Annotated in this window: 14 protein-coding genes; 11 read left to right on the forward strand and 3 right to left on the reverse strand. The window is 70.9% G+C overall.

What is annotated here, in order from left to right:
• Positions 1–2: 2 nt before the first annotated feature.
• Together OG302_RS30910 and OG302_RS30915 are read left to right on the forward strand one after the other, a co-directional pair.
• On the forward strand, positions 3–386 hold the full coding sequence (locus OG302_RS30910) for a DUF3592 domain-containing protein (protein ID WP_371529762.1): 384 nt from the start codon (positions 3–5) through the stop codon (positions 384–386).
• A gap of 109 nt (positions 387–495) precedes the next feature.
• Positions 496–897: a tetratricopeptide repeat protein gene (locus OG302_RS30915; RefSeq protein WP_371529763.1), complete on the forward strand. Its 402-nt coding sequence runs from the start codon at positions 496–498 to the stop codon at positions 895–897.
• On the opposite strand, the gene OG302_RS30920 is transcribed toward OG302_RS30915, so the two are convergent.
• A complete protein-coding gene (locus OG302_RS30920; RefSeq protein WP_371529764.1) occupies positions 894–1,154 on the reverse strand; it encodes a DUF6343 family protein in 261 nt (86 codons plus the stop codon). The two genes, OG302_RS30915 and OG302_RS30920, sit on opposite strands and share 4 nt — an antisense overlap.
• 262 nt (positions 1,155–1,416) lie before the next feature.
• Here OG302_RS30920 and OG302_RS30925 point away from each other — a divergent pair, with 262 nt between their 5' ends.
• The 3 genes from OG302_RS30925 to OG302_RS30935 all read left to right on the forward strand — a co-directional run bounded on the left by OG302_RS30925 (position 1,417) and on the right by OG302_RS30935 (position 3,755).
• A complete protein-coding gene (locus OG302_RS30925; RefSeq protein ID WP_371750285.1) occupies positions 1,417–2,319 on the forward strand; it encodes an acyltransferase domain-containing protein in 903 nt (300 codons plus the stop codon).
• Between the two features lie 58 nt (positions 2,320–2,377).
• Entirely contained in the window at positions 2,378–3,082 is a 705-nt protein-coding gene (locus OG302_RS30930) for a trans-aconitate 2-methyltransferase (RefSeq protein WP_371529765.1), read from the forward strand.
• 205 nt (positions 3,083–3,287) lie between these two features.
• Complete coding sequence (locus OG302_RS30935; protein WP_371750286.1) at positions 3,288–3,755, forward strand: DoxX family protein; 468 nt, start codon at positions 3,288–3,290, stop codon at positions 3,753–3,755.
• A gap of 99 nt (positions 3,756–3,854) precedes the next feature.
• Here OG302_RS30935 and OG302_RS30940 read toward each other — a convergent pair whose 3' ends face one another.
• The gene (locus tag OG302_RS30940) at positions 3,855–4,322 is read right to left on the reverse strand and encodes an RNA-binding S4 domain-containing protein (protein ID WP_371529766.1); all 468 of its coding nucleotides are present in this window, start codon (positions 4,320–4,322) and stop codon (positions 3,855–3,857) included.
• A gap of 225 nt (positions 4,323–4,547) precedes the next feature.
• On the opposite strand from OG302_RS30940, the gene OG302_RS30945 reads away from it, so the two are divergent.
• The 4 genes from OG302_RS30945 to pip all read left to right on the forward strand — a co-directional run bounded on the left by OG302_RS30945 (position 4,548) and on the right by pip (position 9,680).
• Positions 4,548–5,915, forward strand: coding sequence for a M20/M25/M40 family metallo-hydrolase (locus OG302_RS30945; protein ID WP_371529767.1), 1,368 nt, complete (start codon positions 4,548–4,550; stop codon positions 5,913–5,915).
• Positions 5,912–7,438 carry a YfcC family protein gene (locus OG302_RS30950; RefSeq protein ID WP_371529768.1) on the forward strand — a complete coding sequence of 509 codons (1,527 nt, stop codon included), beginning with the start codon at positions 5,912–5,914 and terminating at the stop codon, positions 7,436–7,438. Before OG302_RS30945 ends, OG302_RS30950 begins: the two co-directional genes overlap by 4 nt.
• The gene (locus OG302_RS30955; RefSeq protein ID WP_371529769.1) at positions 7,435–8,646 is read left to right on the forward strand and encodes a nitrate/nitrite transporter; all 1,212 of its coding nucleotides are present in this window, start codon (positions 7,435–7,437) and stop codon (positions 8,644–8,646) included. Before OG302_RS30950 ends, OG302_RS30955 begins: the two co-directional genes overlap by 4 nt.
• A gap of 65 nt (positions 8,647–8,711) precedes the next feature.
• Positions 8,712–9,680, forward strand: a complete 969-nt coding sequence (gene pip, locus OG302_RS30960) for a prolyl aminopeptidase (RefSeq protein WP_371529770.1) — start codon at positions 8,712–8,714, stop codon at positions 9,678–9,680.
• Positions 9,681–9,723: 43 nt separating this feature from the next.
• Here pip and OG302_RS30965 read toward each other — a convergent pair whose 3' ends face one another.
• Positions 9,724–10,383, reverse strand: coding sequence for a GntR family transcriptional regulator (locus OG302_RS30965; protein WP_371529771.1), 660 nt, complete (start codon positions 10,381–10,383; stop codon positions 9,724–9,726).
• A gap of 175 nt (positions 10,384–10,558) precedes the next feature.
• Between OG302_RS30965 and OG302_RS30970 the strand changes: the two genes are divergently transcribed.
• Positions 10,559–12,049 (forward strand): NCS1 family nucleobase:cation symporter-1, encoded by a 1,491-nt coding sequence (locus OG302_RS30970; RefSeq protein WP_371529772.1) that lies wholly within the window; start codon positions 10,559–10,561, stop codon positions 12,047–12,049.
• Entirely contained in the window at positions 12,049–12,765 is a 717-nt protein-coding gene (locus OG302_RS30975; protein WP_371529773.1) for an aspartate/glutamate racemase family protein, read from the forward strand. The genes OG302_RS30970 and OG302_RS30975 overlap by 1 nt, the downstream gene beginning before the upstream one ends.
• Positions 12,766–12,776 lie beyond the last annotated feature (11 nt).

The raw sequence follows: 12,776 nt of genomic DNA on the forward strand, positions 1-12,776 counted from the left end.
GCGTGGTCGTACTGGCGGTGGTCACCGCCTTGGGCGGCCTGGTCGCGCTGTTGGCCGGTGCCTACGGCCTGTGGCGGACCCGGCACATCACGGGCACGGGCGAGAGGGCGCAGGCCCTGGTCAAGGCCGTGCCGCCGGGGGCCGAGCGGCCGCTGCTGCAGTTCGAGACGGGGAACGGGCGGGTCGTCGAGGTCGTGTCACCGGTGCCGCCGAGCGGCAGTCATCCGCTCGCCGCGGGTGACCGGGTGCGCATCGCGTACGACAGCGACGACCCCCGGGAGACCGTCGTGCTCGGCCGCGAGCGCAGGGGCATCGACCGGGGGTTCGTGACGGCGGGGGCGGCGGTCCTGGTGCTCGGCCTGATGCTGACGGTCCTGGCGATGTGAGGGCCCTGGCGGTGTGAGCGTGAGGCTCGGGCCGGGAAGGGATGCCGGCAGCGGAATAGGCGTCGGCGCGACGGGCGTTGACACAGTGCAGCGAGGGAAGGAGTCACGCGTGCCCGAAATTACCCCGGAGACCCATGTCATCGACTTCCGAGCGGCGGAGCAGCTCCTTGCCGCGCGGGATCCCAGAGGCGCCGTGAAGCTGCTCGACACGGTCATCGCGGCCCACCCCGAGAACACGGCCGCGCGGCTGCTGCGGGCCCGCGCCTTCTTCGCCGCCGCCCAACTGCGCGCTGCCGAGCTTGAGTTCAGCATCGTCCTGGAGCGCGAGCCGGACAACGCGTTCGCCCACTTCGCGCTCGCCCGTACCTACGAACGTGCGGCGCGGCCCGACCAGGCCCGGCGGCACTTCCGGCTGGCCGCGGCGCTCGATCCGCAGCCGGAGTACCTGGCGGCGGCGCGCTTCGACGACGGCGCCGACGGCGAGGGGGGCAGCGGGGGCGGCGCGGGCTAGCCGGTCCGCGGGGGCTCGTACGGCGGGATGTCGCGGCCCGGCTGATAGTGCGGGCCCTGGTGGATGTGGTGCACGATCATCGCCATGGCGGTGGTGACGATCAGCCAGAGCACCCCGCACGCCGCCGCCCACTCGGGGCGTCCCACCAGGGCGAAGGCGACGGTGCCGAACGTGGCCCAGATCAGGCCCCACACGCTGAGCCAGAAGCGCATGCGCAGCGGACTGCGCGCGGTCACCGGTTCACTGCCTGTGCGCATCACGAGAGGTCATCTCCTCCCTCTCCCTGCTTTCTCCACCCCTTGTCCCTTACACGCCCCCGCGTGGATCCCTGAGCGTCTCCACCTTCCAGGATCCACCCGTGGGTGGTGGACCGGAAGGGCCCGAACCTTCAAGATCGTAGATGTGTCGATCGGGGGTAAGACTGTGCTGGACGTACTGAGGAACCGGGCGAGGACGGACGAGCGGCTCGCCGCATGGCTGAAGGATCTTGAGGGCGCGCAGGAGCCAAGGGCCGAGGCGGTGCTGCCCGCGGCCGACGAGCTGGCGGACGTGCTGCTCGACCTGGCCGTGCCGCACGAGGACATCAATGACCTGCTGGCCCTGCGTGAGCGGCTGATGGGGGACCCGGAGGCCCGATGGCTGCTCGACCGCACCGTCGACGCGACGGTGCGGGACATGGGGAAGCCGGGGGCGGGTCCCGAGTACGGCCCTCTGCCGGCGGAGTCGGGCGCGCTCGGAACGTACTTCTACGTATACGTGTTCACGGCGGCACTGCCGTACGTACGCGCGTATCACCGGAGCCGCGGTATCCCGGACGACATCTCCCGGCGTACGCTCGCGGACCTCGGGCGGCACATGGCGGTGCACCGCAGGGCGCGCGGTGGCCCCGGGCTGCTGCACCCGGAATGGAACGCCCTGCACTTCCGGGGCGAGCTCTATCAACTGGGCCGGCTGCAGTTCCAGCGTGCCGTGCTGGGGGAGCGGATGGGCGGGACGGTGGCCGCCGCGGGGCACTCCGCGGGGAGGGGCGACCCGTGTCTGAACCTCCACATCACCGACTTCCGGGGGCCGCTGGCCCCGGAGGCCTGCGACCGGTCGATGGCGCTGGCACGGGAGTTCTTCGCGCGGCACTTCCCGGAGGAGCGGTATGAGACAGCGATATGCCACTCCTGGCTGCTCGATCCGCAGCTGAAGCAGTACCTCCCGGCGGACTCGAACATCGTCCGTTTCCAGGACCGATTCCGCCCGGCGACCGGGTACGAGCGGGAGGTGGACGACGCGGCTCCCGTCGCCTTCGTCTTCGGCGACCGCGACCTGCCCGTGGCCGGACTGCCCAGGCGGACAAAGGTCGAGCGGGCCGTCGGCGACCACCTCAGGGCGGGCGGGCACTGGTACGGGGGGCGTGGCTGGTTCCCGCTGTAGACCGCGGGGCTCCGGGGAGGGGCGGGAACGGGCCCTCGGGGCGCTTCGTTGAGGGGGCATGACTGTGGAGATGCGTGAGGGACACGAGGGAACGGGCCCCGGAGCGATCACCCCGGACGGCTGCGCGGTGGAGCTGTACACCCGCCTGGCAGTGGGGGACGAGCCCGACGTCATCGCCGGTGCGGTGCCGGCCGGGGCGCACATCCTGGAGCTCGGCTGCGGTGCGGGACGGGTGACGCGTCCCCTGCTGGAGCGGGGGTTCCGGATCACGGCGGTGGACGAGTCCGCCGAGATGCTGGAGAAGGTCTCCGCGCTGGAGGGACGGGTGCGCACGATCCGGAGCCCCATCGAGGAGCTCGACCTGGGGGAGCGGTTCGAGGTGGTGATGCTCGGCTCGTTCCTCGTGCACGAAGGCGACGAGACGGTCCGGCGCGGGATGCTGCGGGCCTGCCGGAGCCATGTGACGGACGACGGCTGTGTGCTGATCCAGCGGGAGGGCGCGGACTACCACACGAACCTGCCGAGGGAACGGGTAGACCCGGGTGGGTACACGGTGCGGATCGTGTCGGCGGAGCCGGTCGGGGACGGGGTGAACGAGGTGCACGCGGAGTACATCTTCCCGGACGCCGTATGGACGCAGACGTTCCGCGCCAGGCCGCTCACCAAGGAGCAGTTCGAGCAGACGCTGGAGGAGGCGGGGCTGAGGGTCGACAAGTACCTGACGGAGGACGGGATTTGGGTGCGGGCGGTGCCGGTCCGCTAGGGGCAGGGGGTGGCCTGCCGTGTCGCGGTGCTGAGGTGGCCCGGCGGAGGGCCTCGCGGGCGAAGGCGGGGAGGTGGTGCGGGGCTGGTGGCCGGGCGGCTGGGAACCGCGCGGAGATGGTGTGCTGCCGGGCGATGAGTTCTGCGGGGCGGGCCGGTCTATCACGGTGACAGCACAACAGCCCCTGCTCACCGAGGAGATCGCCATGACCACGGCCACCAACGCCCCCACCGTTGCCTCCGCCACGACCGCCACCTCTGTCGGCGCCGCCCCCTCCGCCGCCGGTCGTCGTTCCGTCCGGATCACGCTGCGCACGCTCCAGGTGGTGCTGGCCCTGTTCTTCGGGCTCGCCAGCGGGGTGCCGAAGCTGATCGCGCACCCGACGGCGGTCGAGGCCTTCGAGAAGCTCGGGTGGGGCGATCCGGGGATGTACACGATCGGGGCGCTGGAGGTGCTCGGCGGGATCGCGCTGCTGGTGCCGGTGCTCAGCTCCGTCGGCGCGACGGCCTTCATCGGGCTGATGATCGGTGCGTTCATCGTGAGTGTGACCGCGCTCGGCGGGGAGAACGCGGCCACGCCGCTCATCCTGATCCTGCCGCTGGCGTGGATCGCGTGGGCGCGGCGTGGGCAGACGACGGAGCTGTTCCGGCTGCTCCTGCGACGCGGGGAGTGAGGCAGGGAGCGGCGCGGGGAGTCACGCCCCTGTCCCCGTCCCTGTGTTGAGGGCTCATCCGCACCGCGGTGAGCCCTCAACACAGGGACGGGGGTGTTTTCAGCCCTCGAAGCCGCGCAGCTTTTCCATGTCGCGGCGGTCGCGCTTGGTGGGGCGGCCCGTTCCCCGGTCCCGTACGCCGGCGGGGGCCACGGCTTCGCGGGGTGGCGGGGGAGGACTGTTGTCGACGTAGCACTCGATGGCCACCGGCGGGCCGACGCGCTTGCGGATGAGGCGCTTGACGACCACGACATGTTCGCGGCCGCCCGCGTGACGCAGGCGCACCTCGTCGCCGACGTGCACGCCGTAAGCGGGCTTCACGCGCTCGCCGTTGACCCGCACATGGCCGCCCTTGCAGGCCGCCGCGCCCATGGAGCGGGTCTTGACCAGACGTACGGACCAGATCCAGGCGTCGATGCGCACGGAACCCCCGGCCGCAGCCGTACCCGGGCTCGCAGCCTTGCCCGGGCCCGTACCCGCAGTCGCGCTCGCGCCGCTGCCGTCACCGCCTGAATTCTGCGAAGCCATGCCCCGACTTTAATGCCTGCCCGGTGGTTCGGGGCCGGGGTCGCGATGCACCGGGCGTCACCCCGTGGCAGGGCCGTCGCGCCGGGCAGGTGCGGCGCGGTGGTCGTGCGGCAGCAGTGCGGCATCCCTGCCCGCACGGCGAGCCGTTCGGAAACCGCTCCCCTCAGAGTCTGATAATTCGGGCTATTCGCCGCAAAGCGGGACGCAGACCGAGGGGTGCCGCCCATGAAGCTCGAAGCCACTGTCGACGACCTGATGGACACGTTGCGCGCCGACCTCGTACGGCTCGCCGAGATTCCGTCGATCGCCTTCCCCGGCTTCCCGGACGCGCCGGTGCGGCAGGCGCACGATCTGCTGGTCGAGCTGCTCAGGGGCGCGGGGGTGCCGACCGTCGAACGCCTCGATCTGCCGGACACCGCACCCGTGATCTACGGGGAGATCCCGCCACCGACACCCGAGGCGCCGACGGTCCTGCTCTACGGCCACTACGACGTCCAGCCGCCCGGCGACGAGAGCCTGTGGAAGTCGCCGCCCTTCGAGCCCACCCCGATCGAGGGGGGCCTGCGGGCCCGCGGCATCGCGGACGACAAGTCCAATGTCATCGCGCACCTGGGGATGCTGCGGGCCTACGGCGGCAGGCCACCCGTCGGGATCAAGATCGTCATCGAGGGGCAGGAGGAGTACGGCAGCGCCTTCGACGACTATCCGCCCACCGACCCGGAGCGGTTCGCCTGTGACGCCATGGTGGTCGCCGACCTCGGCAACCTCCGGCCCGGCACCCCCACCCTCACCACCGCCCTGCGCGGCGCGTGCGAAGTCGTCGTGGAGGTGCGCACCCTCGACGAGCCGCGCCACAGCGGGGAGTTCGGGGGCGCGGCGCCCGACGCGCTGCTCGTGCTCCTCAAGGCCCTGGCCACCCTGCACGACGTACACGGCGATGTGGCCGTGGAGGGGCTGCGGCGCGAGGACTGGAGCGGCACGAGCTACACCGAGGACGAGTTCCGTTCGCTCGCCGGGGTGTGCGAAGGGGTGCCGCTCGTCGGCAGCGGCAGCCTGGGCGAGCGGCTGTGGAGCGGCCCCGCCATCACGGTGATCGGCCTGGACGCGCCCAGTGTCGAACACGCGGCGTCGGCGGTCGTGCCGTACGCGCGGGCCAAGTTGAACCTGCGCTTCCACCCTCGGCAGGACCCGAAGGAGGCGCGGGGCAAGCTGGTCGACCACCTGCGCTCACTCAAGCCCTTCGGCATTCCCCTCACCGTCACGCCCGGCGACACCGGCCCGGGCTACGAGGCCGCCACCGGCGGACCCGCCTACCGCGCCGCCCGTGCCGCGCTCAAGGAGGCCTGGGGCGAGGACGCCTCGTTCGTGGCGACCGGCGGCTCCATCCCCCTGGTCAACGGCCTCGCGAAGGCGGCACCCGGCGCCGAGGTGCTGCTCTTCGGCGCCCAGGACAGCATGTGCAATCTGCACGCCCCGAACGAACGCGTCCTCTTCTCCGAGCTGCGCAACACGGTCGTCGCCATGGCGGCTTTCGTGCGCGAGTACGCCGACGGCTTCACCGGCCCCGACAGCACGGGGGAGAGCAGCGCATGAGTACCGCCACCACCGATCCAGGCACCGAAGAGCCGCAGCACAAACGGAAGTTCACCTTCCCCAGCGCCCTGACCATCCTCGCGATCGTCACCGTGGCCGTCTGGCTGCTCGCCTTCCTCATCCCGTCCGGCGCCTACGACCGCAACGACAAGGGCGCCCCCGTCCAGGGCAGCTACCACCGCGTCGACTCGGGCCAGACCTTCGTCGACCGGCTCAACGACCTCTTCCTCGCCCCGGTCAACGGCCTGTACGGCATCCAGGACGAGAAGTCGGGCACCGTCGGGCCCGACCTGGCCGGCGAGCTGTACGGCAGCGCGGGCGTGTTCCTGTTCGTCCTCGCCATCGGCGCGTTCATCACCGTCGTCTTCGCCACCGGCGCCCTCGACCGCGGCATCGGCCGCCTCGCCCACCGGCTGCGCGAGCGCGGCGCGATGCTGATCGCGGGGGTGATGCTCGTCTTCTCCGTCCTCGGCACGGTCGAGGGATTCGCGGAGGAGACACTGGGCTTCTACGGCCTGATCGTGCCGCTGATGCTCGCCCTCGGCTACGACCGGATGGTCGCCGTCGGCGCGATCATCCTGGGCGCCGGGATCGGCGTGCTCTGCTCGACGGTCAACCCGTTCGCGACCGGGGTCGCCTCCTCCGCCGCGGACATCTCGCTCGGCGACGGCATCGTGCTGCGGTTCGTGATGTGGGTCGTCCTGACCGCGGTCACCATCGCCTACGTCATCCGCTACGCGAAGCGCGTACAGAAGAACCCGGAGCGCTCCCTCACCGGCTTCCTGCCCGGTGACCGTGAGCAGACCGCCGCCGACGCGGGCGAGGTGCCGGAGCTGACCCGGCTGCACAAGACCGTGCTCGTCGTGGTCGCGCTGGTCTTCGCCTTCATGATCTTCTCGGTGGTGCCCTGGTCGAGCGCGCTCACGGGCAAGGCGGACGCGAAGCCGTACGGCTTCGAACTCGGCTGGTCCTTCCCGCAGTTGGCGGCGCTCTTCCTCTGTGCGGCCGTACTCGTCGGGTGCGTGGCCCGGATGGGCGAGCAGAAGCTCAGCTCGACGATCACCCAGGGCGCGGCCGACTTCATCTCGCCCGCCCTGGTCATCGTGCTCGCGCGCGGCGTCACGGTGATCATGAACAACTCCAAGGTCACGGACACCGTCCTGCACTCCATCGAGGGCATCGTGAAGGGCACGTCGTCCGGCCTCTTCGCGATCATCGTCTTCGTCGTGAACCTGCCGCTGGCCTTCCTGATCCCCTCCACCTCCGGACACGCGACCCTCGCCATGCCGATCCTCGCCCCGCTCGCCGACTTCGCCGGGGTCTCGCGCTCGGTCGTCGTCACCGCCTGGCAGGCGGCGAGCGGCTGGATGAACCTGTGGGTCCCGACGACGGCCGTGACCATCGGCGGCGTCGCGCTCGCGAAGGTCGGCTACGACAAATACCTGCGGTTCGTATGGCCGTTGCTTGCCATCCTGTTCATCCTGATCTGCGCCTTCGTGGCGCTTGGAGCGGCGCTCACATGACAACAACCCCCTCGGCACATCCATCAGCCGCCGCGGCGCGCCCCTCGGCCGCGGCCTACCGGAACCTCGCCGTGGCCACGGTCGGTTTCACGCTCACCTTCTGGGCATGGGACCTGATCGCGCCGCTCGGCAGCGACTTCGGGGAGCGGCTCGGGCTCTCCTCGTTCGCCCAGTCCCTGCTGGTCGCCGTGCCGGTCATCGTCGGCTCGCTCGGCCGCGTCCCGGTCGGCGCACTCACCGACCGCTACGGCGCCAAGCGGATGTTCCCGCTGGTCTCGGCGCTCACGATCGTGCCGGTGCTGCTGATCATCCCGGCCAGGGACACCTACGTCGCGATGCTCGCGGTCGGCTTCCTGCTCGGCCTGGGCGGCACGACGTTCGCGATCGGCATCCCGCTGGTCAACTCCTGGTTCCCGCCCGCCCACCGGGGCTTCGCGCTCGGCGTCTTCGGGATGGGCATGGGCGGTGTGGCGCTCTCCGGGTACTTCACGCCCCGGATCGCCAAGCACGGCGACAACCTGCCGTTCCTGGTCGTGGCGATCGCGCTCGCGGCCTTCGCGGTGGTCGCGGCGCTGCTCATCACCGACCGGCCCGACCGGCCGGTGCCGACGAGCCCCCTCACGACCCGCCTCGGGGAGGCCGGGCGGCTGCGGGTGACGTGGGAGCTCTCGGCGCTGTACGCGATCGGCTTCGGCGGCATCGTCGCCTTCGGGGTCTATCTGCCCACGTACCTGAAGACCTGGTACGACCTCTCGCCCACCGACGCGGGCACCAAGGCGGCCGGGTTCGCGCTGGTCACGGTCATTTTCCGGCCCATCGGCGGCTGGCTCTCCGACCGGATCCACCCGGCGACGGTCACCTCGGCCGCGCTGGCCGTCGTCGCCGTCTTCGCCATCGCGCAGGCCCTCGAACCGTCGCTGAATCCGGGCGGCACGGTCTGCTTCCTGCTCATGGCGGCGGGGCTCGGCACGGCGAGCGGCAGCGTCTTCGCGCTCGTCTCGCAGGTGACACCACAGGCGCAGGTGGGGTCCGTGACGGGCATCGTGGGAGCGGTGGGCGGCCTGGGAGGGTTCGTCCCGCCGCTGGTCATGGGCGCGATCTACAGCGCCAAGAACTCGTACTCCATCGGCTTCATGCTGCTCTCGGACCTCGCGCTCGCGGGGTGCGTGTACGCGTACGGGCGGATGCGGGGGCTGCGTGCCGGGTAACCGGTCACGGGGTACGCGCGTCCGATGGCCGGTGGCGCGCCCGGTGGGCGGGATATCTTCGGCCGATGGGCCTTTATCCGGAGATCGAGCCGTACGACCACGGCATGCTCGAAGTCGGCGACGGCAACCGCGTGTACTGGGAGGTCTGCGGCAATCCGCTGGGAAAGCCGGCGGTGGTGCTTCATGGCGGGCCGGGGTCGGGGTGCACGCCGTTCTTCCGGCGGTACTTCGACCCTGACGCGTACCGGGTGGTGCTCCTGGACCAGCGTGGGTGTGGGCGCTCGACGCCGCACGCGAGTGATCCCCGTACGGACATGAGCGTCAACACGACCAAGCATCTGCTGGCCGACCTGGAGCTGCTGCGGCGGCACCTGCGGATCGAGCGGTGGCTGGTGTGGGGCGCGTCCTGGGGCTCCGTGCTGGGGCTCCGGTATGCGCAGACCCACCCCGACCGGGTGTCGGAACTGGTGCTCACGGGCCTTGCCACCGGAAGCCGGGCCGAGGTCGAGCTGCTCACCCGGGGTCTTGGGCGGCTCTTCCCGGAGGCGTGGGAGGCGTTTCGGGACGCGGTGCCCGAGGAGGAGCGGGACGGGGACCTCGCCGCCGCGTACAACCGGCTCCTGGAGTCCCCCGACGCGGAGGTCCGGGCCGCCGCCGCACGGGCGTGGACCGACTGGGAGACGGCCTTCGCACTGGGGGCGCCCCGGTCCGTTCCCCGGTACGAGGACGAGACCTTCCGGGCGGGGTTCGCCCGGACCGTCACGCACTACTTCGCCCATGACCACTGGCTGGGCGGGGACGAGGTCGTGCTGCGGGACGCGGGGGCGCTGGCCGGCATCCCGGGGACCCTGGTGCAGGGAAGCCTCGACTTCGGGAATCTGATCGGGATCCCCTGGCGGCTTCAAGGGGCCTGGCCCGGCAGCGAGTTGGTCCTCGTCGGGGATGTGGGGCACAACGCTGGGGCGCGGGGGATCGCGGAGGAGCTGGTGCGGGCGACGGACGGGTATCGGGCGGGCAGGGGCGGCCAGGCATAGCCCGTACGGCGTTCGAGGGCCGGCTCGGCGATGGCGGCGGGGACTAGTCCTTTTCCTCCTCGCCGAAGAGATGCCGCACCGTAGACCGGTAGTTGGTCCGCACGTGGGCCAGCGCCACGTCCCGTGCTCGTCCCGCGTCCCCCGAGGCCACCGCCTCGTACAACTCCCTGTGTTCCACGAGCAGGTGCGCCCACTCCTCGTTGCGCCGCGTCATCCACCGCAGCCGTCCGTCCACCGGCTCCATGACCGAGGTCAGCAGGCCGTTCCCCGCCATTGCCAGGAGGCGGTCGTGGAAGCGGGTGTTGATGTCCGTGATCGCCTCCCCGTCCGCCGTGCGCGTCGCCCTCGCGGCGCTGTCGAGCAGCGCGGAGAGCTCCGCGAGCCCCTCCTCCGTGGCCCGTTCCGCCGCGCGGCCCGCCGCGAACACCTCCAACGCCTCGCGCAGCTCGAAGAGTTCGGTCACGTCGGTGCGGGTCAGGCGGCGCACCACGGTCCTGCGCGGGGTCTCGAAGGTGACGAAGCCCTCGGCGACCAGGGCCCGGATCGCCTCGCGTACCGGGACCCTGGACACCCCCAGGCGGTCGGCGAGCTCCCGTTCGACCAGGCGGTCGCCCGGACCGAGGCGTCCGGCGATGATCTCCTGCCGCAGCTCGGCGAGCACTCGTTCGCGTACGGCGGCCAGCGGCTGCTCCACGGTCGTCATGGTGTCCATCATCGCCGAACGCCGCATCGATTTACCGATTCGTAACCGTACGGACATTGCCGGGCGCCCCCGGGAGCGGGAGCATGACGGAATCTTTGGTATACCAAACTTTGGTATACCAAACTTTGGTATACCAAAGCGCGCCGCACCTCCGTCCCCCTTCGCAGGAGGCCCCGTGTCCCTCACCCAGCGCGCCGACTCCCCAGGCGCCGACTCCCCGAGCGCCGCGACCGAGTTCGTGCCCGACCCCCGCCTCACCAACGAAGACCTCGCCCCCACCGCCGAACGCAAGTGGAAGGTCTTCGACCTCTTCGCCCTGTGGATGTCCGACGTCCACAACCTCGGCAACTACACCTTCGCGGCCGGTCTGCTGGTCCTCGGCCTGAACGTCTGGCAGATCTTCACCTCACTCCTCGTCGGCTTCGTGCTCATCTATGCCGGGATGAACATGATGGGGCGCATCGGACAGCGCCACGGCGTGCCGTTCCCCGTCGTCAGCCGCATCAGCTTCGGTGTCTGGGGCGCCAACATCCCCGCCCTGATCCGGGCCGTGATCGCCATCATGTGGTACGGAATCCAGACCTACCTGGCCTCCATCGCGGTCAACGTCATGCTCATCGCCGCCTTCCCGAGCCTCGACGCGTGGACCGAGCACTCCTTCCTCGGGCTGCACGCCCTCGGCTGGTGTTCGTTCGTCGCGCTCTGGCTGGTGCAGGGGCTGATCATGACCCGGGGCATGGAATCCGTACGGAAGTTCCAGGACTTCTGCGGGCCCGCCATCTGGGTCGTGATGATCGCCCTCGCCGTGTGGATCCTCTGGAAGGCCGGCTGGACCATCTCGCTCACCAGCACCCCGAACCCGGTCTCCACCGGGGAGCAGGTGCGGCAGTGGTTCGGCGCGATCGGCCTGATCCTCGCCACCTACGGCACGCTGATGCTCAACTTCTGCGACTTCTCGCGCTTCGCCCCCGACTACCGCACCGTCAAGCGCGGCAACTTCTGGGGCCTGCCCATCAACTCCACGGCCTTCGTGATCCTCTCCGTCGTCGTCACCGCGGGCAGCCTCGAAGTCTTCGGCAAGGCCATCACCGACCCCGCCGAGCTCGTCGCCGAGATCGGCAACACCTGGGTCCTTGTCTTCGGGGCGCTCACCTTCGCCGTCGCCACGATGGGCGTGAACATCGTGGCCAACTTCGTCTCGCCCGCGTACGACCTCGCCAACGTCTGGCCGCAGAAGATCACCTTCAAGATCGGCGGGATCATCTCCACGGTCGCCGCGCTGCTCGTCACGCCGTGGAACCTCTACTCCAACCCGACCGTCGTGAACTACTTCCTCGGCGGCCTCGGCGCCTTCCTCGGACCGTTGTTCGGGATCATCGCGGTCGACTACTTCTGGGTGAAGCGCGGACGTATCGACGCCGAGGCGCTGTTCAAGGCCGAGCCGGGATCGCCGTACTACTACAAGAAGGGCGTCAACCCGAAGGCTCTCGCCGCCTTCGTGCCGACGGCCGGATTCGCGGCGGTGTGCGCGCTGGTGCCGTTCTTCGACTACGTCGCGCCGTACTCCTGGTTCATCGGGACGGCGACGGCCGCGCTCCTCTACGCCGTGCTGTGCCGCGCCGAGCGGACCGCCGGGGCCGGGGCTGTGGCCGAGGTGGAGGCCTAGTGCGCATCGTCGTCACCAACTGCAACACCACGCGGGCGATGACCGACGAGATCGTGCGGGGCGCCAGGGACGCGGCATCACCCGGCACCACCATCACCGGACTCACGCCCGCCTGGGGGCCGGAATCCGCGGAGGGATGGCTCGACAGCTACCTCTCGGCGGCCGCCGTCCTCGACACCCTGCGCCGGCACGAGGAGCCGTACGACGCCGTGGTCATGGCCGGGTTCGGCGAGCACGGACGCGAGGGCGCCCGGGAGCTCCTCGACGTGCCCGTCGTCGACATCACCGAGGCCGCCGCCCATCTGGCCTGTCTGCTCGGGCGGCGGTACGGCGTGGTCACCACCCTCGACCGGGCGCGCGGCCAGATCGAGGACAGCCTGCACGCGGCGGGCGTCGCGCAGAACTGCGCCGCCGTGGTCGGGACCGGCCTCGGGGTCCTGGACCTCGGGGACTCCGAGGTCACCGTCCGCGCCTTCCTCGCCGCCGCCGAACGGGCCCGCGACGCGGGTGCCGAGGTCCTGGTGCTCGGCTGCGCGGGGATGACCGGGCTGCAGGAGAAGGTCGGCGCGGCCCTCGACATGCCGGTGGTCGACGGCGTGGCCGCCGCGGTCAGGCTCGCCGAGTCGCTCGTCGGCCTCGGGCTCACCACGAGCCGCTCCGGCGGCTACGCCAAACCCCTGCCGAAGAGGCGCACTTGGACGCAGCCGTCGGAGTGATTCTTCGGGTG

The sequence above is a fragment of the Streptomyces sp. NBC_01283 genome, from assembly GCF_041435335.1.
In the GTDB taxonomy this organism is placed as follows: domain Bacteria; phylum Actinomycetota; class Actinomycetes; order Streptomycetales; family Streptomycetaceae; genus Streptomyces.